Raw genomic sequence first — 22174 nt, forward strand, 5'->3', positions numbered from 1 at the left:
TCAGTGAGTGAGGCCCCGGCCCGCAACCCCCAGCGCACCCGGGCGGTCACTACATACCGTCTAGGCCAGGACCTCACAAACGTCCGTGACGTTGCCGGGTCCAGAGAACCGTTCGATCTCCTTCTTCCCCCGGACGGTGAAAGTGACATTGCCCGAGATCAGATAGATGCCGGGTTCAGGGGTCGACAAGAGATTCACCCCGGTTGCCGTGACCACAGTGAGCCTGCCGTCGCTCTCGATGTGGAACGTGCCATTGACCTTGTAGGTGACGCTGTTGCCGTTCTTGAGATTTGTCAGTGTCACAGTGGTGTTCGGCGACGTGGTGATGAACTCGTCCAAGCCGGGGACTTCAATGAACCCCGCGTCGCCCTCGGCCTCCACCTGGACCTTGAAGCCGTCACACCGCCAGATGTCGGTGAACGTGACGGGCTCCGGTGGAGCGGCGACAGCAACACCGGCGAGCCCGAAACCCCCCAGCAGAGTTCCTGCCACGGTCGTGCCCGCCACCAACTTCTTCCATGTCTTCATGGCATCCCCCTGATCGAAGTAATGAAGCTTCCCCAAACTACGGGTGGGCCTGGGCGAATCGACGATTGTGACGGTTACGATCGGGACACGGGAGGACTCGGCGGAGCACCTGGTCGGCGCCCGTGCCGTCAAGCGGCCCTCCTCAGTGACGCGGCCGGTATCCGCGGTGCCTGAGGGGCTCCGGGTCCATGACCTCCAGCACTTGTCCGCCTCATTGCTCATTCGGGCCAGCCAGGACACCAGGACGGTGCCGGCTGGCATGAGGCACGAGTCCGCGACTACGACATTGGACACGGACGCATGTCTGAGGCCGGAAACGGAGGAGTCCGCCCCGGCTGCGATCGCAGCCGGGGCGGACTCGATAAGGACTGGCGGCGCCGCCGCTACGTTCTCCTCTTAGACGCCGTAGTAGAGCTGGAACTCAAGCGGGTGCGGGACGAGCGACAGCGGCTTGAGCTCGTTCTCGCGCTTGTAGTCGATCCAGGTCTCGATGAGGTCCTCGGTGAACACGTCACCGGCCAGCAGGAACTCGTGGTCGGCCTCGAGGGCCAGCAGGGCCTCCTCCAGGGTGCCCGGGGCCTTCTTGATGTCCTTGGCCTCCTCCGGCGGGAGCTCGTAGAGGTCCTTGTCGATCGGGTCGGCCGGCTCGATGCGGTTGCGGATGCCGTCCAGGCCGGCCATCAGCTGCGCCGCGAACGCGAGGTACGGGTTGCAGGATGGGTCCGGGGCGCGGAACTCCAGGCGCTTGGCCTTGGGGTTGGTGCCCGTGATCGGGATGCGGATGCCGGCGGAGCGGTTGCCCTGCGAGTAGACCATGTTGACCGGGGCCTCGAAGCCCTTGACCAGGCGGCGGTAGGAGTTCACGGTCGGGTTGGTGAACGCCAGGACGGCGGAGGAGTGCTCCAGCAGGCCGCCGATGTACCAGCGGGCGAGGTCGGACAGACCCGCGTAGCCCTTCTCGTCGTAGAACAGCGGCTCGCTGCCCTTCCACAGGGACTGGTGGCAGTGCATGCCCGAGCCGTTGTCGTTGTAGACCGGCTTCGGCATGAACGTGGCGGTCTTGCCGAAGGCGTCCGCGGTGTTCTTGATGACGTACTTGAACTTCAGCAGGTCGTCCGCGGCCTTGGTGAGGGTGTTGTAGCGGTAGTTGATCTCCGCCTGGCCCGGGGCGCCGACCTCGTGGTGGGAGCGCTCGACCTCGAGGCCGACCTCGTCCATCGCCACGCACATGGCGTCGCGCAGGTCCGCCTGCTTGTCGACGGGGGAGACCGGGAAGTAGCCGCCCTTGGTGAGGGTCTTGTTGCTCAGGTTGCCACCCTCCTCCTTGCGCCCGGAGTTCCAGGGGGCCTCGTCGGAGTCGACCTGGTAGAAGGAGCCCTGGGGCTGCACGTCGAAGCGGACGTCCTCGAAGATGAAGAACTCGGCCTCGGAGGCGAAGTTGGCGACGTCGGCGATGCCGGTGGAGGCCATGTAGGCCTCGGCGCGCTCGGCCACGCCGCGGGGGTCGCGGTGGTAGGGCTCACCGGTGCGCGGGTTGACGATGGAGCAGGTCACCACGAGCGTCTTCTCGACGCGGAACGGGTCGACGAACGCGGAGGTCGGGTCCGGGATGAGCTGCATGTCGGACTCGGCGATGCCCTGGAAGCCACGGATGGAGGAGCCGTCGAACAGCTGACCGTGCTCGAAGAAGTCGTCGTCCACCGCCTTGGCCGGGAGGTTGAAGTGCTGCTGCACGCCGGGCAGATCCGTGAACCGGATGTCGACGAAGACGATTTCCTCGTCCTTGATGAACGTGAGGACTTCCTCGGGTGTCTGGAACATCAGCTGTTCTCCTTCATAGGTGGGCTGGGCGGCGGTGCCGTGGCGGGGCACTGCGCCCTTTTCCGGTGTCCACGCTACGGACCGGGGATTAATGCGCCGTATCCCTCGTGTTTCCGCGGTGTTACACGCCGCACTCGCCGTTGCGCCGGGCAGGGCGCCCCGACGGGGCACGGTTGCCTGCCAGTCTAGGGGAGAGAGGGGGCCGGACCGGGGTGTCGGGCGCGGCGGATACGCTGGAGCAATGATCGACAGACGCGACGTGGGCTCCTGGCTCGAAGGGCCGCAGACCGGCCAGCAGTACCCGGGGCAGCGCCTCGGCCGGCCGGAGGAGGGCCCCGGCTCGGTCGGCCGCTTCGGGCGGCGCCTGGTGGCGCTGCTGGTCGACTGGTACCTGTGCTGGGCGCTCGCCCAGTGGCTGCTGCCGCAGTGGAACGAGCACGGTCTGGTGACCCTCGGCTTCCTCCTCGTGCTCAACGTCGTGCTCGTGGGCGCGACCGGGCACACCCCCGGGCACTTCGTCCTCGGCCTGCAGGTGCAGACGATGGAGGGGCGGCCCGTGGGCTTCGCCCGCGCCGCCGTGCGCTCCGTGCTCCTGTGCCTCCTGGTCCCGCCGGTCGTCTTCGACCCCGACCAGCGCGGCCTCCACGACCGCGCGGCGAACACCGTCCTCGTCCGGACCCGCTGAGCCCGGGTCTTCCCGGTACCACGACGGACGACGGCGCCCCTCACCTCGCGAGGTGAGGGGCGCCGTCGTCGTCCCGTGGAAGGCGGGGGCTCAGCGGCCGCGCATGGCCTTGCGGTCCGGGCGGGCCCGCATGGGGTCCACGCCCTTGGGGATGGGCAGCCGGTTGCCCAGGGTGCTCATCCGCTTGTGCACGGTCTGCACCTCCTGCTTGGTGAGCTTCTTCTCCAGCTTGTTCATCCGCTTCGACAGCTCGCGCAGGGGCACCTGGCCCTCGCCCTTGCCGGTCTTGAGGACGTGGATCGGCACGTTCTGGATGACGGGGCCGAGCCGGCGCCGCTCCTTGGTCACGAGCTTGTCCACCCGGTTCGCGGGACCCTCCGTCACGAGGACGACGCCGGGGCGGCCCACCGCGCGGAAGACGAGGTCCTTGGTGCGGGGGTCCATGGCCGCGGGCTGCTCCTCCACGATCCAGCCGCGGCGCAGGGCGGACAGGGCGGCGCCGGCGGCGCCGGGCTGGTCCTCGATGCGCGCGAACGCCGCGCGCTCGGCGCGGCGGGAAAGGAAGAAGGAGGCCGCCAGCACGGCGAAGGGCAGGCCGATGAGCAGCCAGGTGATCCAGTTGCCGGTCAGCACGCCGACCAGCAGGAACGCGAGCAGGACGCCGAGGCCGATCAGCAGCATCCACCAGCCGATGTTCGGCTCGACTTCGCGGGTCATGCGGAAGACCTGCTTGATCTGGCTGAGGAAGCCCGGGCCCTTGGCAGCCTTCCGGCGCTTCTTGTCCTCGCGCTTCTGCGCCCGGGTCGGCTTCTCCGCGGCCTTCCCGGGGGAGGAGGACCGCGACGTGGAGCGCGACTTGGCGTGGGAAGGTGACACGGTGAGACCTCGTCCTGTGGTGCGGTGGCAGTGGTTCGGGGACCACAGTGGCGGGTCCCTGTGAGGGGCCCCGCCCGTGGTCGTCCTCCAGTTTAGCGGGTGGGCGCTCAGCCCAGGCGCTGCACGAGCGAGGAGGCCTCCTGCGAGGCGCTCCCGGTGTCCTCGATGTGTGCCAGGTGCGAGGGGATCTCCCGGCCGGACTTCTCCATGGCGCGGGCCCACAGCCGGCCGGCGCGATAGGAGGACCGGACCATGGGGCCGGCCATGACGCCCAGGAAGCCGATCTCCTCGGCCTGCTCGGACAGCTCCACGAACTCCTCGGGCTTCACCCACCGGTCGATCGGGTGGAACAGGGGCGACGGGCGCAGGTACTGCGTCAGCGTGATGATGTCGCACCCTGCGTCGTGGAGGTCGCACAGCGCCTCGTGGATCTCCTCCGTGGTCTCGCCCATGCCGAGGATCAGGTTCGACTTGGTGATCATTCCCGCCTCCTTGCCCTGCGTGATGACGTCCAGGGAGCGCTCGTAGGTGAACGCGGGGCGGATCTCGCGGAAGATGCGGGGCACGGTCTCCACGTTGTGCGCGAAGACCTCGGGCTGCGCGTCGATGACCTGCTGCAACCGGTCCGGCTTGCCCTGGAAGTCCGGGATGAGGATCTCCACGCCGGTGTGCGGGTTGAGCGTGTGGATGGCGCGGATCGTCTCGGCGTACAGCCAGGCCCCGCCGTCGTCGAGGTCGTCTCGGGCCACGCCGGTGACGGTCGCGTAGCGCAGGCCGAGCTCCTTGACGGACTCCGCGACCTTGCGGGGCTCGGTGACGTCCAGCAGGTCCGGCTTGCCGGTGGCGATGTCGCAGAAGTCGCAGCGGCGCGTGCACTTGGACCCCCCGATGAGGAACGTGGCCTCCCGGTCCTCCCAGCACTCGTAGATGTTGGGACAGCCGGCCTCCTCGCACACCGTGTGCAGGCCCTTGCCGCGCGCGAGCGACTTCAGCTCCTGGAACTCCGGGCCCATCCGGGCCGTGTTCTTGAGCCAGGAGGGCTTCTTCTCGATCGGCGTCTGGGCGTTGCGCGCCTCGACGCGCAGCAGTCGGCGGCCCTCGGGGGCAACGGTCATGGTCGGTCTCCTTGTCGAGATGTCGACGGTGGTGTGCTCACTGTCCCGGTGGTCCCGGGACGGGCGCGGGTCAGCTGACGGTGGTGGGCCAGGGCAGCGGGCCGGGCGTGCCGGCAGGGGTGAACTCTTGGCACAACTCGTCCCGGCGGGCGGAAATTTCCTGTTCCATGCGCTCGGCCACCATGGCCGGGGTCACGAGCCGCCCTGTCTCCTGGGTGATGCTCGTGACGGAGGCGTCGGTGATGCCGCAGGGGATGATCTTGCCGAACGGGCGCAGGTCGTTCGAGCAGTTGAGCGCGAACCCGTGCATGGTCGTCCGCTTGGAGACCTGCACCCCGATGGCCGAGATCTTGCGGTCGGGACCGTGCTCGTCCGCCAGGATCCAGGCCCCGGAGCGGCCCTCCACCGTGGTGGCGGCGACCCCGAAGTCGGCGACGACGGCGATGATCACCTGCTCGAGCACCCGCACGAACTTCACGACGTCGATGGGCGTGGTCAGCCGCACGATCGGGTAGCCCACGAGCATGCCGGGACCGTGGAAGGTGAGCTTGCCCCCGCGGCCGATCTCCACGACCTCCGTGCCGTCGTACGGGTACTCGTGGGGCTCGGTGCGCCGGCCGGCCGTGTAGACGGGCGGGTGCTCCAGCAGGAGCACGGTGTTGGCTCGTTCCCCGGCCACGACCTCGCGGTGCACGTTCCGCTGCAGCTCCAGTGCCGCGCGGTAGTCGACGAGGTCGGGGTCGAAGCCGAGTCGTTCGAAGGAGAGTGGCATGCCTTCAAGACTACCGCCCTCCTCGGACGTGAACGGCCGCCGGCCCTGTGGACAGCCTCCGCGGGCGGAGGGCCCGCGCAGGCATCCTGGGGGCATGAGAGAGCGCACGGACGGCCCGTCGGGCGGCCCTGCACGGGCGGGCTCGCCGCGCGCCCGGCTCGCGGCCGCGGTCCGTGCGGACCGCCCTCTCCCTGGAGACGGCCCGGACGGCGTGCGGCTCCCGGAGACGGACGGGCTGCGGCCCGTGCGGGAGCTGGGCGGCGGGGGCCGCACCTGGCTGGTGCGGGAGACCCGCTCCGGGGAGCTGTTCGTGCTGCGCCTGTGCGCCCCGGAGGGCAGCCCTGAGCGGCAGGCGTCGGTCGCGGCGGCCCAGGCGGTGGCGACCGGCCTCGCACGGCTCGAGGCGGACGGGCTGGTCGCCGTCCGCGGGCTCCTGGGCCCCGCGGGAGCGCCCCTGGGGCTCGTCGAGGACCACGCGCCCGGCGGCTCGCTCGCCGAGCGTCTCGCCGCCCGGGGACGGCTGGGGCCCGAGGAGGTGGCGGCCGTGCTGCGGGCGACGGCCGCGGGCCTGGCCCGGCTGCACGAGCTGGGCCGGAGCCACGGGCGGATCTCCGCCCGCCGGGTCGTGTTCGACGCCGAGGACCGGGCGCGGCTCGCCGGCGTGACGGGCGGTGGGCGGCCCGAGGAGGACGTCCGGGACCTCGCCGCCGTGGCCTGGGCGGCCCTCACCGGTCGTGTGCCGGCGGGGAACGGCCGGAGGGTGTCCCTGGCCCTGCTGTGCCCCACCGCGCCGCGCCGGCTGCTCCGGTGCGTGGAGGCCGCCCTCGCCGCCGACGCCGCCGAGCGGCCGTCGGCCGGGGAACTGGTCCGGGTCCTGGGCGATGAGTCCCCGGCGGGGACACCGGACGAGCCGGCCGCGGGGGAGCCCGCCGGTGTCCCCCGCCCGGCCCGCGGGCCGGGCGGCCGTCGCGTGCTCCTGCTCGCCGGTGCCGCCGGGCTGGTCGCCGGGGGCGCCGCTCTCCTGGCCTGGCCGGAGCAGGAGGCCGCCCCACCGCCGGCGGCCGTGGCCCCGGCCCCGCAGGACGTCCCGTCGGACGCGCCGTCCGGGGCGGCGGCGGGGGCACCGGCAATGGAGAAGCCGGCGGCGGAGGAGCGAGCGGGGCAGCCGTCGGAGGAGAAATCAGCGGAGGAGAAGCCGGCGGCGGAAGCCGCACCGGTCCGCGAGGACCCCGAGCGGGCGCTGCGGGAGCTGGTGGCCCGGCGCGGGCAGGCGCTGCGGACCGGGGACCTCCGCCTGCTCGAGGAGGTCTACGAGCCCGGCGCCGCGCTGGAGGCCGACCGCCGCACCGTCGCGCGCGACCGCGGGTCGGGCGACGACCCGTTCGGGGAACTGGTGCTGGAGGTGGTGGCCGTGGCGCCGCTGGGACCGGCGCCCGCCGGCCGGGACGTCGCCGCGGGGACGACGGCCGTCTACCGGGCGGAGGTCCGCATGCAGGGGTACCGGGGGACGCCGGGACCGGGGCTCGCCGTCGTCCCGGCCGGCAACGGCTGGGTGCAGACGGTCGACGTCGTCCTGGTGGCCGACGGGGAGCGATGGCGGGTGCGCGAGGTCGCTCCCGCGGGGGAGGGCGCGCCGTCCGGGTCGCTCCCGGCAACGGACGACCCCCGGCGCTGACGAGCGGCGCCGGGGGTCGGACAGAGGGGGGGGGAGGGGCTCACCAGATGGCGGCCACCGCCATGTTCAGCAGGGCCGTGCCGCCCACCGCGTGGGCCAGGCCGGTCGAGACGGCCTCGCCACGCTTGGTCCTGCGCTGGCCGACGAAGGCCGCGACCGCCACGACCAGGGCGAGGACGAGCTTGACGCCGATCTTGGCGTGGTTGACGTCCGCGTCACCCATCTCGTAGATCCCCACGAGCAGCAGGCCCGTGACCAGGCTGAGCAGGGAGGCGTGGAACTGCCCCGGGGAGACCGCGGGCTTCTTCATGGTGTAGATCCATGTGCCCACGATGATGGCGGCGCCGACGAGGTGCAGGAAGACGAGGAGTCCGGTCACGAAAGTCATGGACTCGAGCCTATCCGAGCGGCCTCCGGGGACGGACGGGAGGGCGTGTCCCTGTGACCAGGAACACGCCCTCCCGTGGCGCTGCCGCGCGTCAGCGGCCGGTGACCGGACCGGTCAGAGACCGACCTCCGACTCGAAGCGGCCCTCCTCGAGGCGCGCCTTGAGCGCCTGGAGGAAGCGGCCCGCGTCGGCGCCGTCGACCAGCCGGTGGTCGTAGGTCAGCGACAGGTAGCACATCTGCCGGATGGCGATGGTGTCGTTGCCGTCGGCGTCGGAGATCACCATCGGCCGCTTCACGATCGAGCCCGTGCCGAGGATGGCGACCTGCGGCTGGTTGATGATCGGGGTGTCGAACAGGGCGCCGAAGGAGCCCAGGTTCGTGATCGTGAAGGTGCCGCCGGTCAGGTCGTCCGGCGTGATGTTGCCCTCCTTGGCCCGGGAGCCCAGGTCGGCGATCTGCTTGGCGAGCCCGCCCAGGTTGAGGTCGCCGGCGTTCTTGATCACCGGGACGAGCAGGCCCTTCGGGGTGTCCACCGCGATCGCGATGTTCTCCGAGCCGTTGTAGACGATCTCCTTCTCGGCCTCCTTGAAGGTGGCGTTGAGCTTGGGGTGCGCCTGCAGGGCCTCGGCCACCGCCTTCGCGAAGAAGGGCAGGTAGGTCAGCTTGGCGCCCTCGCGCTCCTGGAACTTCGCCTTGGCCTTGTCCCGCAGCACCGCCACGCGGGTCATGTCCACCTCGGTGACCTGCGTGAGCTGCGCGGACTCCTGGAGGGACTCGCGCATGCGCTGGGCGATGGTGAGCCGGATCCGCGGCGCCTTCTCCGTGGTCCCGCGCTTGGCGTCGGGCTTCGGGGCCGGGGCGGCAGCCTTCGCGGCGGGCTGCTCCGGGGCCGCGGCGGCCGGTGCCTCGGGGGCGGCGGACTTCTGCTGCTCGGCCGCGGCGAGGACGTCCTGCTTGCGGATCCGTCCGCCCACGCCCGTGCCGGTGACCGTGGAGAGGTCCACGCCCTCCTTCTTGGCCAGCTTGCGGACCAGCGGGGTCACATAGGCGCCGGCCTCGGCGGCGCCGGCGCCGCTCACCTGCGGCTGCTCCTCCGCGGCGGCCTTCTGCTCCGCGCCGGAGGTCTCGGCCATGACGGGCTCTTCCGTCTTCACGAGGGCCTCGTCGCGGGACGGAGCGGCCTCCGGCTTCCCGGCGGCCGCGCCCTCGTAGCCCTCGCCACCGGCCGTCGGGGCCTTCTCGGCCGCGGCGGCCGGGGCCTTCTCGGCCGGCTTCTGGGCGGGCTGCTCGGGGGCCTTCTCGGTGGGGGCGCCGGAGCCGATGACGGCCAGGACCTGGCCGACCTCGGCGTCCTCGTCCTCCTGGACCCGGATCTCGAGCAGGGTGCCCGCGACCGGGGAGGGGACCTCGGTGTCGACCTTGTCGGTGGAGACCTCCAGCAGGGGCTCGTCGACGGCGACCTCGTCGCCGATCTGCTTGAGCCACCGGGTGACGGTGCCCTCGGTGACGGACTCGCCCAGGGCGGGCAGGGTGATCTCGGTGCCCTCGCCGGTGGGCTGGGCCTGCGCCTGGGGCGCCTGCTCCGGTGCCTTCTGCTCGGGGGCCTTCTGCTCGGCGGCCTCGTCGGTCGCCTCCGGGGTCTCGGCCTCGGTGGCGGCCTCCGTGGCCTGCTCGGGGGAGGGCTTCTGAGCGGGCTGCTCGGGGGCCTTCTCGGTGGGGGCGCCGGAGCCGATGACGGCCAGGACCTGGCCGACCTCGGCGTCCTCGTCCTCCTGGACCCGGATCTCGAGCAGGGTGCCCGCGACCGGGGAGGGGACCTCGGTGTCGACCTTGTCGGTGGAGACCTCCAGCAGGGGCTCGTCGACGGCGACCTCGTCGCCGATCTGCTTGAGCCACCGGGTGACGGTGCCCTCGGTGACGGACTCGCCCAGGGCGGGCAGGGTGATCTCGGTGCCCTCGCCGGTGGGCTGGGCCTGCGCCTGGGGCGCCTGCTCCGGTGCCTTCTGCTCCGGTGCCTTCTGCTCGGGGGCCTTCTGCTCGGCGGCCTCGTCGGTCGCCTCCGGGGTCTCGGCCTCGGTGGCGGCCTCCGTGGCCTGCTCGGGGGAGGGCTGCGCGGATCCGCCGGAGCCCGAGCCGTCACCGATGACGACCAGCGGGGCGCCGACCTCGACGTCCTCGTCCTCCTGCACCAGGATCTCCTCGATCACGCCCGCGACGGGGGAGGGGATCTCGGTGTCGACCTTGTCGGTGGAGACCTCGACCAGGGGCTCGTCGACGGCGACCTCGTCGCCGACCTGCTTGAGCCACCGGGTGACGGTGCCCTCGGTCACGGATTCGCCCAGTGCGGGCAGGTTTACGGTTTCTGACATGGTCCGACCGTCTTTCTTTCGGTGCCTTCGTGTGGGTGCGGTCCGGGCTGGGCCCGGGTCCGGGGTGCTGTGGGAGGCCCCGCCCCGGAGGGCGGGGCCCGGCCGGATCAGCCGTGCAGCGGCATCCCGGCGAGCGCCATGGCGGCCTCGCCGAGGGCCTCGTTCTGGGTGGGGTGGGCGTGGATGAACGCGGCGACGTCCTCGGGGTAGGCCTCCCAGTTGACGATGAGCTGGCCCTCGCCGATCTGCTCGCTGATGCGCTTGCCGATCCCGTGGAACCCGACGATGGGGCCGTCCTTCTGGCGCACGAGCTTGATGATGCCGCCGGTGCCCAGGATCGAGCTCTTGCCGTTGCCGGCGAGGTTGTACTCGGCGACCTCGACGTTGTCCGCGCCGAACTTCTCCTTGGCCTGCGGCTCGTTGTAGCCGACGGAGGCGATCTCGGGCTCGGTGAAGGTCACCTTGGGGACGTTCACGTCCTCGACCACGGCGGGGTTGAGCCCGGCGATCTCCTCGGCGACGAAACGGCCCTGCTGGTAGCCGCGGTGCGCGAGCTGCACGCCGGGGACGATGTCGCCGATCGCGTAGATGTTGCCCACGCCGGTGTGGAGGCGCTCGTTCGGGGTGACGAAGCCCCGGTCCATCGGGATGCCCTGCTCCTCGTAGCCCATGTCCGCGGTGTTCGGCCCGCGGCCCACGGCGACCAGGACGATGTCGGCCTCGAAGACCTTGCCGTCCGCGAGGGTGACCTTCGCGCCGTTGTCGTCCTGCTCGACCTTCTCGAAGAACGTCCCGAGGTTGGACTTGATGCCGCGCTTCTTGAACTCGCGCTCGAGGACCTTGATGATCGACGGGTCCTCGTTGGCGACGAGGTTCGGCAGGCCCTCGATGATGGTGACGTCCACGCCGAAGGACTTCCACATGGAGGCGAACTCGCAGCCGATCACGCCGCCGCCGAGCACGATCGCGCTCTTGGGGACGAAGTCGATCTCCAGCGCCTCGGTGGAGGTCATCACGCGGCCGCCGATCTCGACGCCGAGGGTCTTGGAGACGGAGCCGGAGGCCAGGACGATGTGCTTGCCGGTGTAGGTGGTGCCGTCCACGTCGACGGTGTTCTGCCCGGTGAGCTTCCCGACGCCCTCGATGACCGTGACCTTGCGCATCTTCATGAGGCCCGAGAGGCCCTTGAACTTGCCGGCGACGATCTTGTCCTTGTAGTCCCGCACGGCGGCCATGTCGATGGACTCCAGGGTGGTGTGCACCCCGTACTTGGAGCTCTCGCGGGCGTCCTCGGCCAGCTCGGCGGAGTGCAGGTAGGCCTTGGTGGGGATGCAGCCCCAGTGGAGGCAGGTGCCCCCGAGCTTGTTCTTCTCGACCAGGCCCACCGTGAAACCGAGTTGGACGGCGCGCAGCGCGGCGGCGTAGCCCGCGCTGCCTCCGCCGAGGACGAGGATGTCGAATTCGTTGTCGGCCACGTGTTTGGCTCCCTTGCGCGTTGACTTCGTTCCGGGTGGGGGCACCCGTCCGGTGACAGGTTCAGTTCACTTCGTACATACCTTATCCCTACCGCCGAGGGAGCTTCCAAGAGGCGGCTCCCCCGGCGGCGGGGCGTGGCGGAGGCCCTCAGCGGCGCTCGGCCACCGCGTTCTCGAGCAGCCGCACGAGGGTCCGGACGCCCGCTCCGGTGCCCTCGGCCGGGGTGTACCCGTAGGGGGCGGACTCGTTGAAGGAGGGGCCCGCGATGTCGACGTGCGCCCACGGCACGCGGGTGCTCCCGGCGTCCGCGACGAACTCCCGCAGGAAGAGGGCCGCCACGAGCATGCCGCCTTGCTTGTCGCCCACGTTCTTGATGTCGGCGACCTTGGAGTCCAGCGACGCGCGCAGGTGCTCGGGCAGGGGCATGGCCCAGGCGTCCTCGCCCGCCGCGCGCGCGGCGTCGACCACGGCGGTGCGCAGCTCCTCGTCGCCCATGACCCCGGCGGTGCGCGCGCCGAGGGCCACCAGCTGGGCGCCGGTGAGGGTGGCGATGTCGACGACCGCGTCCGGGCCCTCCTCGCAGGCGGCCACGAGGCCGTCGGCGAGGACCAGCCGGCCCTCGGCGTCGGTGTTGAGCACCTCGACGGTGCGCCCGCCGCGGATGGTGATCACGTCGCCCGGGCGGGTGGCGGTGGCGGACGGCAGGTTCTCGGCGAGGCACAGCCAGCCGGTGACCTTCACCGGCAGGCCGAGCTCCGCGGCCGTCAGCACGGTGGCGAGGACGGCCGCGGCCCCGGCCATGTCCGACTTCATGGTCATCATCGAGGCCGGGGGCTTGAGGGACAGCCCGCCGGAGTCGAAGGTGATGCCCTTGCCCACGTAGGCGTAGTGCCGGGTGGCCCGGGCGGGCGCGTACTCGAGCTTGACGAGGCGGGGCCCGTGCACGGAGCCCTGGCCGACGCCCAGGAGGCCGCCGAAGCCGCCCTTGGCGAGCTCCTTCTCGGCGAGCACGCTCACGGAGACCCTGGTGCCCTTCACGGCGTGCCGGGCGTAGTCGGCGACCGCCTCCGGGTAGCTGACGTTGGGGGAGAGGTCCACGAGGGTGCGGGCGGCCCGCACCCCGCGCCCGAGGGCGGCGGCGCGGTCGAGGCAGCGGCCCAGCGCGTCGCGGGGCACCTCGGGGGCGTGCACGACGGCGGAGCCCAGCGGCGGCTTGACCGAGCCGGAGGTGCGGGCCCGCTGGTGGGCGAACGCGAACGCGCCGAAGGCGGCCCCCTCGGCCACCGCGGCGGCGTCCTGCTCGGAGGCCACGGGCAGGGCGATGACGGCGGAGTCCGTGCCGGCGAGGCGGCGCACTGCGGCGCCCGTGGCGCGGCGCAGGGCCTCGGCGCGGGCGGCGGGCTCCTCGGGCAGCGTGCCCAGCCCCGTCAGCACCACGACGGTGAAGGGCAGCCCGGCCGGCGAGGGCAGGACGGTGACCTCGTCGGCGGCGCCGCCGACCCGCAGGACCGCGGCGGCCTCCACCACGGAGGACAGCTTCTTCTGCTCACCGGCGGGGAGCACGACGCGGCCCGCGCCGTCGTTCTCCTTCTTCTCCTGGCCCGCGCCGTCCCGGTCCGCCTTCTCGACGCCGAGCACCAGGGCGTGCGCCGTGGTGCGGGTGAGGGCCTTGTGGGTGGCGGTGAGCTCGATGCCCCGGGGCTCGAGCAGGTCCTGTACGTCGGGCATGGGTCGTCCTTTCGCTGGGTCGGACCGGCCGGGCCGGCGCGGGGCCGCTCGTGGCGCCCCGGGGCCCGTCCGGCAGGCGTGCTGTCGATCCTAGCCCCGCCCCCGGGGCCTCCCCGGGGGCGACGCGGCAGGGAGCGCGACGGGAGTGCGGCGGGAGTGCGGCGGGGAATAAGGCAGGGCCGTCAGGGGGTTGACATGATCCGGGACGTGCCACGACGGGCCGTCCCACGGACCCCCGGGCACCCACCGGCGCCCGCAGGAGGTCCCCGCCGACATCCCCGTCCGACCACCAGGAGGAAGAGCTGTGCTGGACCCCACCTCGCTGTACCTGAGCAATCCCGCGCTGCTCGAGGACGCCCGGGTTCGAGGCCTGCCGCTGATCGTCGCCCTGTCCGGCTACGCGGAGGCCGGGCACGTGGCCGTGCAGATCGAGCACGCGATCACCGAGGGGCTGCCGCACGAGGTCGTCGCCCGCTTCGACCTCGACCAGCTCTACGACTACCGGGCCCGCCGCCCGCACGTGCGCTTCGTGGAGGACCACTTCGAGCGGTTCCAGAACCCGGAGCTGTCCCTGCGGCTGGTCACCGACGCCCTCGGGCGCAGCTTCGCGCTGCTCACCGGCCCCGAGCCGGACCTGCAGTGGAACCGGTTCACGGAGGCCGTGGTGGGCCTGGCCCGCCGCATGGACGTCTCGCTCGTCGCGATCGTCTCGGGCATCCCCATGCCCGTGCCGCACACCAGGCCCTTCCTGGTCTCGGTGCACGGCAGCCGTGCCGACCTGCTGCCGACCAAGCACGCCTGGAAGCCCGTGGTCGAGATGAGCGCCTCGGCCGCTCAGCTGCTGGAGATCCGGCTGACCGAGGCCGGGATCGACAACATCGGCTTCACCGTCCACGTGCCCCAGTACCTCGCGGACGCGCACCTGCCGCACGCCGCGGTGGCCGCCCTGGAGCACATCAGCGCCGTGACCTCGCTCACCCTCCCCTCGGACGAGCTCCGGGAGGCGGCCCGGGACATCGAGCGCCAGATCGACCAGCAGGTCCACGCCTCGCCCGAGGTGCAGGCGGTCGTGACCGGACTGGAACAGCGCTACGATGACGTCGTCGATGCCTCGGCCCCCCGCTCGCTGCTGGTCGGGGACGAGTCCGAGCTCCCCGACGCCGACGAGATCGGTGCCGCGGTCGAGGCCTTCCTCGCCGCCCAGGAGGACGAGCAGGACTGACCCGCCGTCCGGCGCGGGGCCGGTCCCGCCGCCGCCCGGGACGGCCGTGCCGTCCCGGGCGTGGGCCCGGACCCCGTCCCGAGAGCGAAGTGCATGAACCCGAACCGGTCCCGCCCCCACGAGCCCGGGAAGGACTCCCGCTGGGCCTGCCTGGTCTACGGGATCGGCATGTTCGCCTACTTCAGCGCCGTCGCCCACCGGACCAGCTTCGGCGTCGCCTCCGTGGACGCCGCCGAGCGCTTCGGCACCGCGGCGTCCACGCTGTCGATGTTCTCCCTCATGCAGGTCCTCGTCTACGCGGGGCTGCAGGTCCCCGTGGGCGTGCTCGTGGACCGCTACGGCTCGCGGATCATGGTGGCCGCCGGCGGTCTCCTCATGGCGGCCGGGCAGGTGCAGCTCGCGCTCGCGGACACGGTCCCCGAGGGCGTGGCGGGACGCGTGCTGGTCGGCGCGGGGGATGCGACCACGTTCGTGTGCGTGATGCGGCTGATCCCGGCCTGGTTCTCGGCCCTGCGGGTCCCGCTGCTGACCCAGCTCCTGGGCGTGGTGGGCAACGTGGGCCAGCTGGTCTCGATCATCCCTTTCGCGTGGCTGCTCGACCGCGCGGGCTGGACCTCCTCGTTCGGCGCGCTGGCCGCCCTCGCCCTGCTGGGCGCCGTGCTCTCCGCGGCGCTGCTCCGCAACGCCCCGCCGGGGGTCGACGTCCTCAACCGGGACCTCAGCCTGCGCCGCACGGGCCAGGTGCTGCGGGAGAGCGTGGCCGAGCCGGGCACCCGGCTGGCCTTCTGGGTGCACTTCACCACCCAGTTCGCCGGCAACACGTTCGCGCTGATGTGGGGCTACCCCTACCTGGAGTACGCGCAGGGCCTGTCGGACACCACGATCTCCGTGGTCATGACCTCGTTCGTCCTCACCAACCTGGCCGTGGGCCTCGTCCTGGGCCGGCTCACCGCCCGGCACCCGGGGCACCGCGTCCGGCTGTCCCTGATCGTCACGGCGATCATCTTCGGCACGTGGACGGTCCTGCTGGTGTGGCCCGGCACCGCCCCGGAGCCGGTCGTGCTCCTGGCGGTGTGCGTGATCGCCGTGAGCATGCCCGCCTCGATGATCGCCTTCGACGTCGCCCGCAGCTTCAACCCGCCGCGCCGGTCGGGCACGGCCTCCGGGATCGTCAACGTCGGCGGCTTCACCGCCACGGTCCTGGCGATCTTCGTCACCGGGCTCGTCCTCGACCTCCTGCACGCCGCCGGCTTCCGCGACGAGCTCTACGCCCCGGACTCGTTCCGGCTGGCGATCGCCGCGCAGTACCTCGTGGCGGCGCTCGGGGTCGCCGGAGTGCTGGCCACCGCCCGCCGGGTGCGCCGCCGGCACGGCACCGACGCCGCCTGAGGCGCCGGACCGCCCGGCAGCCCCGCCCGTCCGCACGGTCCGTCCGCACTGCACCCCGGCGGCCGGGGACACCGCCGTCCGGCCGGCGTCCCCAGCCGGGTGGACTCCGGGGCGCGGGTCCGCGCGGAGGCCCATCCTGGGCGCATGAGCGAGCACACCACCCGTGATCCCTTCGTCCCCGTCGTGCGGTGCGCCGCCGACCTCCTCGCCGTCGTGCCCCACACCCTCGGCTACTGGCCGGCCGACTCCCTCGTCCTGTTCGCCGCGGGCCGGACCACGGCCGGGGCCTGCGTGCGCGTGGACCTCCCGCGCCGGCCCGTCGGCGTCCGCTTCGCGGCGACCTTCGTCGAGGAGCTCGCCGAGCTGGTGGGCCACGACGCCGTGAGCGACCGCGTCTTCGCCATCGTCTACACCGGCCTCTCCCCGGGGGACGGCCCCGACGGCGGGCCCGACGGGGTGGCGGAGGTGCTCGCGCTCGTGGACGAGGCGGCCGCACGGGCCGACCGCACGGTGGCCGCCCGCTGGGTGGTGGCCGGCGACCGCTGGTGGCCCGCCGAGGACCCGGCCGAGGTGCACGACGTCGCCGCCGTCCTGGACAGCGCCGTCAACGCCGCGCTGATCGCCACGGGCAGCTCCTGGGCGTCCGGACCCCGGCAGGCCATGGACCACGAGTACGGGGCCCTGCCCGAGGGGACGGCCCGCGGCGTCGCCGCCGCCGCGGCGCGGTGGGTCCGCGCGGGCGGGGGCGCCTGGCACCACCTGGAGCGGGTGGCGGACACGCTCGCGGCCTGGCGCGCCGTGCTCGAGCGCGTCGTGGCCGCCGGCGACGACTGGCAGGGCCCCCTGCTCGCCCTCGACGACGACCTGCTGGGCTTCCTGGCGGCCGGCCTGGCCGAGCCGGTGCTCGCCGACCTGCTGCTGGCCGACACCGCCACCGCGGCGGACGACGGCGAGGGCGTCCTGGCCGCGGCCGCGATGTGGGCCGAGCTGTGCGACGAGACCTTCGAGGGCGCGCCGGGGCCGGGCGGCGGCGCCGGGGAGCTGTTCGGGCCGTCCCTGCGGCCGCTCCCGCCGGACGTGCCGCCGGTGCCGCCCGTGCCACCGGCCCCGCCGGGCGCGGGGCGGCAGCGGCCGGGTGGTCCTCAGGCCCCCGGGCCGCGGAGCGCGCCCGAGCCGGACGCCGTGCAGCTCGTCCGGCTCACCCGCGTGCTGGCCGGGGAGTGGGAGCACGCCCCGGACTGGCGCCGGCTGGACGCCCTGTACCGGGTGCTGCTGGGCCTGGCCTGGCTGCTCGAGCCCGTCCCGGGCGCGCGGCGGGGGAGGGGCCCGGACGGGGCGGAGCAGGCCGCGGCGATGGCCGGCGTGCTGGTCGAGCTCGCGCAGCTGAACCGCTTCCGGGCCCGGGGCTCGCACACCGCCCACTTCGTCCGCCGGGCCACGTCGCTCGTCCCCGGACACGCGCCGGCCCTGCGGGTGCTGCGGCTGGCCGACGCCCGCCCGGTCCCGCTGTGGGCCCGGGACCGGAGCACGGCGTGGCACGGGTGAGCACCCCGGCCCGCCCCTCAGCGCTCTCCCCGGCAGCCTCCTCCGCGACCTCTCCACGTGGTTTTTCGGGATCCTGGGGCGGACCGGGAACAAATCCCGTGCGGGGGTGGTTCGGGCTGTCAGGACCCTTCAAGCCTGCCGCGCCGGACGACGCCCGGCGCACGGACTTGACAGGGTCATAGGCGTGTTGCCCCGAGGGCGGCCGCCGTGACCGTTCAACGAAAGGCTCTCAGTGTCACCTGCCGCCAGCAAGAAGACGACGGACACCGCTGCGGAGGCCCCGCTCACCGGGGACCCGCAGTCCACGTCCGGGACCGAGGCCCCGGCCACCGGCACGTCGTCGCGGACGAAGACCTCCGCGGCGAAGTCCACCGCGGCCAAGAAGACTGTGGCCGCCAAGAAGACCACAGCCGCCAGGTCGACGGCAGCCAAGCCGTCGACCACCAAGTCGGCCGGGGCCAGGACCACGGCCACGAAGGGCGTGTCGGCGAAGACCACCGCCACGAAGACCACCGCCACCAAGGCGACGGCGAGCAGGGCCGCCGGCGCCCAGGCCGGGACCACGGAGGATGCCGCCGGGGCACCCGCCGCCAAGCGCGCCACCGGCCGCAAGAAGGCCGTGGCCCCTCGCGAGAAGGCGGCCAAGGACGTCGACACGGAGCTCGAGGAGGACGTGGTCGTCGACGACACCGACATCGAGGTGGACCTCACCGACGAGACGGTGGTCGTCGAGGAGGTCGAGGAGGGAGCCGAGGCGGAGGAGGCCGAGGAGGTCGAGGAGACCCCGGTGGTCCGGAAGGACGAGAAGACCTCCGGCTTCGTCATCACCGCCAACGACGACGACGACGCCCCCGCCCAGCAGGTCGTCTCCGCCGGCGCGACGGCGGACCCGGTCAAGGACTACCTCAAGCAGATCGGCAAGGTCGCGCTGCTGAACGCCGAGCAGGAGGTAGACCTCGCCCTGCGGATCGAGGCCGGCCTCTACGCCGAGCACAAGCTCGCCGAGCAGAAGGACTCCCTGGACCCACAGACCCGCAAGGAGCTGCGCTGGGTGATCCACGACGGCAAGCGGGCCAAGAACCACCTGCTCGAGGCCAACCTGCGCCTGGTCGTCTCCCTCGCCAAGCGCTACACCGGCCGCGGCATGCTGTTCCTGGACCTGATCCAGGAGGGCAACCTGGGCCTGATCCGTGCGGTCGAGAAGTTCGACTACACGAAGGGCTTCAAGTTCTCCACCTACGCCACGTGGTGGATCCGCCAGGCCATCACCCGCGCCATGGCCGACCAGGCCCGCACCATCCGCATCCCGGTGCACATGGTCGAGGTCATCAACAAGCTCGCCCGCGTCCAGCGGCAGATGCTGCAGGACCTCGGCCGCGAGCCCACCCCGGAGGAGCTGGCCAACGAGCTGGACATGACCCCCGAGAAGGTCGTCGAGGTGCAGAAGTACGGCCGCGAGCCGATCTCCCTGCACACCCCGCTCGGCGAGGACGGGGACTCCGAGTTCGGCGACCTCATCGAGGACTCGGAGGCCGTGGTGCCCGCGGACGCCGTGAGCTTCACGCTCCTGCAGGAGCAGCTGCACTCGGTCCTGGACACGCTCTCCGAGCGGGAGGCCGGGGTCGTGGCGATGCGCTTCGGGCTGACCGACGGCCAGCCGAAGACCCTCGACGAGATCGGCAAGGTCTACGGCGTGACCCGCGAGCGGATCCGCCAGATAGAGTCCAAGACCATGTCGAAGCTGCGCCACCCGTCCCGTTCGCAGGTGCTGCGCGACTACCTGGACTGACGGCTCCCGCCCGCTCCCTCCGGGGGCGGGCGGCCCGGCGACGCGCAGAGGGCCCCGACACCACACGGTGTCGGGGCCCTCTGAGTGTCGACCCGCCGTCGGCCGGTCGGTCGTCGTGGGGAACCGGGTTCAGGAACCGATGCGCTCCGTCTCGTCCTGCCAGGTGGCGGCGAGGGGCCGGAGCTTCTCCTCGTTCTTGCGCGCGTGGTGGGCGCAGAAGAGCAGCTCGCCGCCGGTGGACTCGAGGATCACTCGGACGTAGGCCTGGGCGCCGCACGCGTCGCAGCGGTCGGTCGCATTCAGTTCTCGGCTTTCCAATGTTGCGTTCACGGGATCCTCCTCCAGTGTCGTACGCGGTGCACCGGGAGCGCGGGGCCGTCCGGTGCGGGTACCCGGGGTCTCGGGGACGCAACGGGATACTGGTATATACAACCACGGCGCACCGACATTCGATCCCGCCGCTGGGACTGTTTCGCCCCGGGCGTAGGCCCCCGGGCGCACCCCGCCGAAGGAGCGGAGGAGGACCGGGGGGAGGGCCGCAGGACCCCGTGTCCGCCGCGCCGACTACAGTGAAGGGCGATTCCTCCGTTCCCCTGATCCCGTCCCCCGATCCCGTTCCCCCGAGCCCCAGGAGCAGTGCGCCCCGTGACCCCGTCCCGTTCCGAGTACAACGCCCGTCACCTCTCCGTCCTCGAGGGCCTCGAGGCCGTCCGGAAGCGGCCGGGCATGTACATCGGCTCCACCGACTCCCGCGGGCTGATGCACTGCCTGTGGGAGATCATCGACAACTCCGTGGACGAGGCCCTCGCCGGCTTCGGGCAGGAGATCACGGTGGTCCTGCACGCGGACGGCGCCGTGGAGGTCCACGACGACGGCCGCGGCATCCCGATCGACGTCGAGCCCCGCACGGGGCTGACGGGCGTGGAGGTCGTCTTCACCAAGCTGCACGCCGGCGGCAAGTTCGGCGGCGGCTCCTACACCGCCTCCGGCGGCCTGCACGGCGTCGGCGCGTCCGTGGTGAACGCCCTCTCGGCACGGCTGGACGTGCAGGTGGACCGCGGCGGCAAGACCTACCAGATGTCCTTCCGCCGGGGCGAGCCCGGCCGCTTCGTGGACAAGGGCCGCCCCTCGCCGCACGCCCACTTCGAGCCGTTCCTGGAGGGGTCGGTGCTCGACGTCGTGGGGAAGGCCAAGCGCGGCGTGACCGGCACCCGGATCCGGTACTGGGCGGACGAGCAGATCTTCACCCCGGACGCCAGGTTCAGCTACGAGGAGCTGGCCAAGCGCGCCCGCCAGACCTCCTTCCTCATCCCGGGCCTGCGGATCACCGTCCGGGACCAGCGCGGCCTGCCCGGCACGCCGGGGGAGTTCGGGGTCCACGAGGAGGTCTTCCAGCACGACGGCGGGATCTCCGAGTTCGTGGAGTACCTGGCCGTGGACGGCTCCGTCACCGACGTCTGGCGCTTCCACGGCGAGGGCAAGTTCAAGGAGACCGTCCCGGTGCTCGACGAGAACGGGCGGTCGAAGCTCACCGAGGTGGAGCGCACCTGCGAGGTGGACGCCGCCCTGCGCTGGGGGATCGGCTACGACACGTCGCTGCGCACGTTCGTGAACATCATCGCGACCCCCAAGGGCGGCACGCACCTGGCCGGCTTCGAGGCGGCGATGCTCAAGACGTTCCGCAAGCAGATCGAGGCCAACGCCCGGCGGCTCAAGGCCGGCAACGACAAGGTCGAGAAGGACGACGTCCTCGCCGGGCTCACCGCGGTGCTCACCGTGCGGCTGGCCGAGCCGCAGTTCGAGGGGCAGACCAAGGAGATCCTGGGCACCCCGGCCGTGCGCCAGATCGTGGCGCGGGTGATCGAGCAGGAGCTCACCGCCAAGCTCACCTCCGGCGCCCGGCAGGACAAGCAGCAGGCCGGCCAGCTGCTGGAGAAGGTCGTGGCCGAGATGAAGTCCCGCATCTCGGCGCGGGTGCACAAGGAGACGCAGCGGCGCAAGAACGCCCTGGAGACCTCCTCGATGCCCGCGAAGCTCGTGGAGTGCCGCTCCGACGACGTCGAGCGCTCCGAGCTGTTCATCGTGGAGGGCGACTCCGCCCTCGGCACCGCGCGCCTGGCCCGGTCCTCCAACTACCAGGCGCTGCTGCCCATCCGCGGCAAGATCCTCAACGTCCAGAAGGCGTCGATCACGGACATGCTCGCCAACGCCGAGTGCGCCTCGCTGATCCAGGTGATCGGCGCCGGCTCCGGGCGCACCTTCGACCTGCCGGCCGCCCGCTACGGCAAGATCATCATGATGACGGACGCCGACGTCGACGGCGCCCACATCCGCACCCTCCTGCTCACGCTCTTCTACCGCTACATGCGCCCCCTCGTGGAGGCCGGCCGGGTCTACGCGGCGGTGCCCCCGCTGCACCGGGTGGAGATCGTCAATGCCGGCGGGAAGGCCAACGAGATGGTCTACACCTACTCGGAGAAGGAGCTCGGGAGCCTGCTCGGGCGCCTCGAGTCCGAGGGGCGGCGCTACAAGGAGCCGATCCAGCGCTACAAGGGCCTCGGGGAGATGGACGCGGACCAGCTGGCCGAGACGACCATGGACGTGCGGCACCGGATGCTGCGCCGGATCCGGGTCGAGGACGCCGAGGCCGCCGAGCACGCGTTCTCGCTGCTCATGGGCTCCCAGGTGGCCCCGCGCAAGGACTTCATCATCGACGGCGCCGCGCACCTGGACCAGGAGCGCATCGACGCCTGAGCGGGTCGCGCCCGGCCCCGGGGGCGCCCGGCGGTTAGCCT

At 72.3% G+C, this 22174-nt stretch carries 17 protein-coding genes; 7 read left to right on the forward strand and 10 right to left on the reverse strand.

What is annotated here, in order from left to right; all coding sequences use genetic code 11:
- Positions 1-60: 60 nt before the first annotated feature.
- The gene (locus IEW07_RS09135; RefSeq protein ID WP_188536472.1) at positions 61-528 is read right to left on the reverse strand and encodes a hypothetical protein; all 468 of its coding nucleotides are present in this window, start codon (positions 526-528) and stop codon (positions 61-63) included.
- 396 nt (positions 529-924) lie between these two features.
- The gene (gene glnA / locus IEW07_RS09140) at positions 925-2349 is read right to left on the reverse strand and encodes a type I glutamate--ammonia ligase (protein WP_188536473.1); all 1425 of its coding nucleotides are present in this window, start codon (positions 2347-2349) and stop codon (positions 925-927) included.
- Between the two features lie 241 nt (positions 2350-2590).
- On the opposite strand from glnA, the gene IEW07_RS09145 reads away from it, so the two are divergent.
- Positions 2591-3034, forward strand: coding sequence for an RDD family protein (locus IEW07_RS09145; RefSeq protein ID WP_188536475.1), 444 nt, complete (start codon positions 2591-2593; stop codon positions 3032-3034).
- A gap of 90 nt (positions 3035-3124) precedes the next feature.
- Here IEW07_RS09145 and IEW07_RS09150 read toward each other — a convergent pair whose 3' ends face one another.
- The 3 genes from IEW07_RS09150 to lipB form a co-directional block, all read right to left on the reverse strand.
- A complete protein-coding gene (locus IEW07_RS09150) occupies positions 3125-3910 on the reverse strand; it encodes a DUF4191 domain-containing protein (protein WP_188536477.1) in 786 nt (261 codons plus the stop codon).
- Positions 3911-4017: 107 nt separating this feature from the next.
- Entirely contained in the window at positions 4018-5025 is a 1008-nt protein-coding gene (lipA, locus tag IEW07_RS09155; protein ID WP_188536479.1) for a lipoyl synthase, read from the reverse strand.
- Between the two features lie 70 nt (positions 5026-5095).
- Entirely contained in the window at positions 5096-5797 is a 702-nt protein-coding gene (lipB, locus tag IEW07_RS09160; protein ID WP_188536481.1) for a lipoyl(octanoyl) transferase LipB, read from the reverse strand.
- 94 nt (positions 5798-5891) lie between these two features.
- Between lipB and IEW07_RS09165 the strand changes: the two genes are divergently transcribed.
- Positions 5892-7472, forward strand: a complete 1581-nt coding sequence (locus tag IEW07_RS09165; protein WP_188536483.1) for a hypothetical protein — start codon at positions 5892-5894, stop codon at positions 7470-7472.
- Positions 7473-7512: 40 nt separating this feature from the next.
- Here IEW07_RS09165 and IEW07_RS09170 read toward each other — a convergent pair whose 3' ends face one another.
- The 4 genes from IEW07_RS09170 to IEW07_RS09185 form a co-directional block, all read right to left on the reverse strand.
- On the reverse strand, positions 7513-7860 hold the full coding sequence (locus IEW07_RS09170; RefSeq protein WP_188536485.1) for a hypothetical protein: 348 nt from the start codon (positions 7858-7860) through the stop codon (positions 7513-7515).
- 114 nt (positions 7861-7974) lie between these two features.
- A complete protein-coding gene (gene sucB, locus IEW07_RS09175; protein ID WP_188536487.1) occupies positions 7975-10230 on the reverse strand; it encodes a 2-oxoglutarate dehydrogenase, E2 component, dihydrolipoamide succinyltransferase in 2256 nt (751 codons plus the stop codon).
- A 107-nt stretch (positions 10231-10337) separates the two neighbouring features.
- On the reverse strand, positions 10338-11705 hold the full coding sequence (gene lpdA / locus IEW07_RS09180; RefSeq protein WP_188536489.1) for a dihydrolipoyl dehydrogenase: 1368 nt from the start codon (positions 11703-11705) through the stop codon (positions 10338-10340).
- Between the two features lie 148 nt (positions 11706-11853).
- Positions 11854-13434 carry a leucyl aminopeptidase gene (locus tag IEW07_RS09185; RefSeq protein WP_188536491.1) on the reverse strand — a complete coding sequence of 527 codons (1581 nt, stop codon included), beginning with the start codon at positions 13432-13434 and terminating at the stop codon, positions 11854-11856.
- Positions 13435-13738: 304 nt separating this feature from the next.
- Here IEW07_RS09185 and IEW07_RS09190 point away from each other — a divergent pair, with 304 nt between their 5' ends.
- The 4 genes from IEW07_RS09190 to IEW07_RS09205 all read left to right on the forward strand — a co-directional run bounded on the left by IEW07_RS09190 (position 13739) and on the right by IEW07_RS09205 (position 19379).
- Positions 13739-14656: a PAC2 family protein gene (locus IEW07_RS09190; protein WP_188536493.1), complete on the forward strand. Its 918-nt coding sequence runs from the start codon at positions 13739-13741 to the stop codon at positions 14654-14656.
- 93 nt (positions 14657-14749) lie between these two features.
- Positions 14750-16045, forward strand: a complete 1296-nt coding sequence (locus tag IEW07_RS09195) for an MFS transporter (RefSeq protein ID WP_188536495.1) — start codon at positions 14750-14752, stop codon at positions 16043-16045.
- Positions 16046-16189: 144 nt separating this feature from the next.
- The gene (locus IEW07_RS09200; RefSeq protein WP_188536497.1) at positions 16190-17590 is read left to right on the forward strand and encodes a DUF4192 family protein; all 1401 of its coding nucleotides are present in this window, start codon (positions 16190-16192) and stop codon (positions 17588-17590) included.
- 232 nt (positions 17591-17822) lie between these two features.
- Positions 17823-19379, forward strand: coding sequence for an RNA polymerase sigma factor (locus IEW07_RS09205; protein WP_188536498.1), 1557 nt, complete (start codon positions 17823-17825; stop codon positions 19377-19379).
- A gap of 129 nt (positions 19380-19508) precedes the next feature.
- Here IEW07_RS09205 and IEW07_RS09210 read toward each other — a convergent pair whose 3' ends face one another.
- Complete coding sequence (locus IEW07_RS09210) at positions 19509-19709, reverse strand: DUF7455 domain-containing protein (RefSeq protein WP_058858595.1); 201 nt, start codon at positions 19707-19709, stop codon at positions 19509-19511.
- 315 nt (positions 19710-20024) lie between these two features.
- Here IEW07_RS09210 and IEW07_RS09215 point away from each other — a divergent pair, with 315 nt between their 5' ends.
- Positions 20025-22133: a DNA gyrase/topoisomerase IV subunit B gene (locus IEW07_RS09215; RefSeq protein WP_188536500.1), complete on the forward strand. Its 2109-nt coding sequence runs from the start codon at positions 20025-20027 to the stop codon at positions 22131-22133.
- Positions 22134-22174: the final 41 nt, after the last annotated feature.

The organism is Kocuria dechangensis, assembly GCF_014636775.1.
GTDB lineage: Bacteria > Actinomycetota > Actinomycetes > Actinomycetales > Micrococcaceae > Kocuria > Kocuria dechangensis.

Bases quoted from the DNA above. Each gene is read 5' to 3' on its own strand.
- IEW07_RS09145 (WP_188536475.1), top strand. From the start codon at position 2,591: ATGATCGACAGACGCGACGTGGGCTCCTGGCTCGAAGGGCCGCAGACC.
- IEW07_RS09165 (WP_188536483.1), top strand. From the start codon at position 5,892: ATGAGAGAGCGCACGGACGGCCCGTCGGGCGGCCCTGCACGGGCGGGC.
- lipA (WP_188536479.1), bottom strand. From the start codon at position 5,025: ATGACCGTTGCCCCCGAGGGCCGCCGACTGCTGCGCGTCGAGGCGCGC.
- IEW07_RS09170 (WP_188536485.1), bottom strand. From the start codon at position 7,860: ATGACTTTCGTGACCGGACTCCTCGTCTTCCTGCACCTCGTCGGCGCC.
- IEW07_RS09185 (WP_188536491.1), bottom strand. From the start codon at position 13,434: ATGCCCGACGTACAGGACCTGCTCGAGCCCCGGGGCATCGAGCTCACC.
- lipB (WP_188536481.1), bottom strand. From the start codon at position 5,797: ATGCCACTCTCCTTCGAACGACTCGGCTTCGACCCCGACCTCGTCGAC.
- glnA (WP_188536473.1), bottom strand. From the start codon at position 2,349: ATGTTCCAGACACCCGAGGAAGTCCTCACGTTCATCAAGGACGAGGAA.
- IEW07_RS09135 (WP_188536472.1), bottom strand. From the start codon at position 528: ATGAAGACATGGAAGAAGTTGGTGGCGGGCACGACCGTGGCAGGAACT.
- IEW07_RS09200 (WP_188536497.1), top strand. From the start codon at position 16,190: ATGAGCGAGCACACCACCCGTGATCCCTTCGTCCCCGTCGTGCGGTGC.
- IEW07_RS09195 (WP_188536495.1), top strand. From the start codon at position 14,750: ATGAACCCGAACCGGTCCCGCCCCCACGAGCCCGGGAAGGACTCCCGC.
- sucB (WP_188536487.1), bottom strand. From the start codon at position 10,230: ATGTCAGAAACCGTAAACCTGCCCGCACTGGGCGAATCCGTGACCGAG.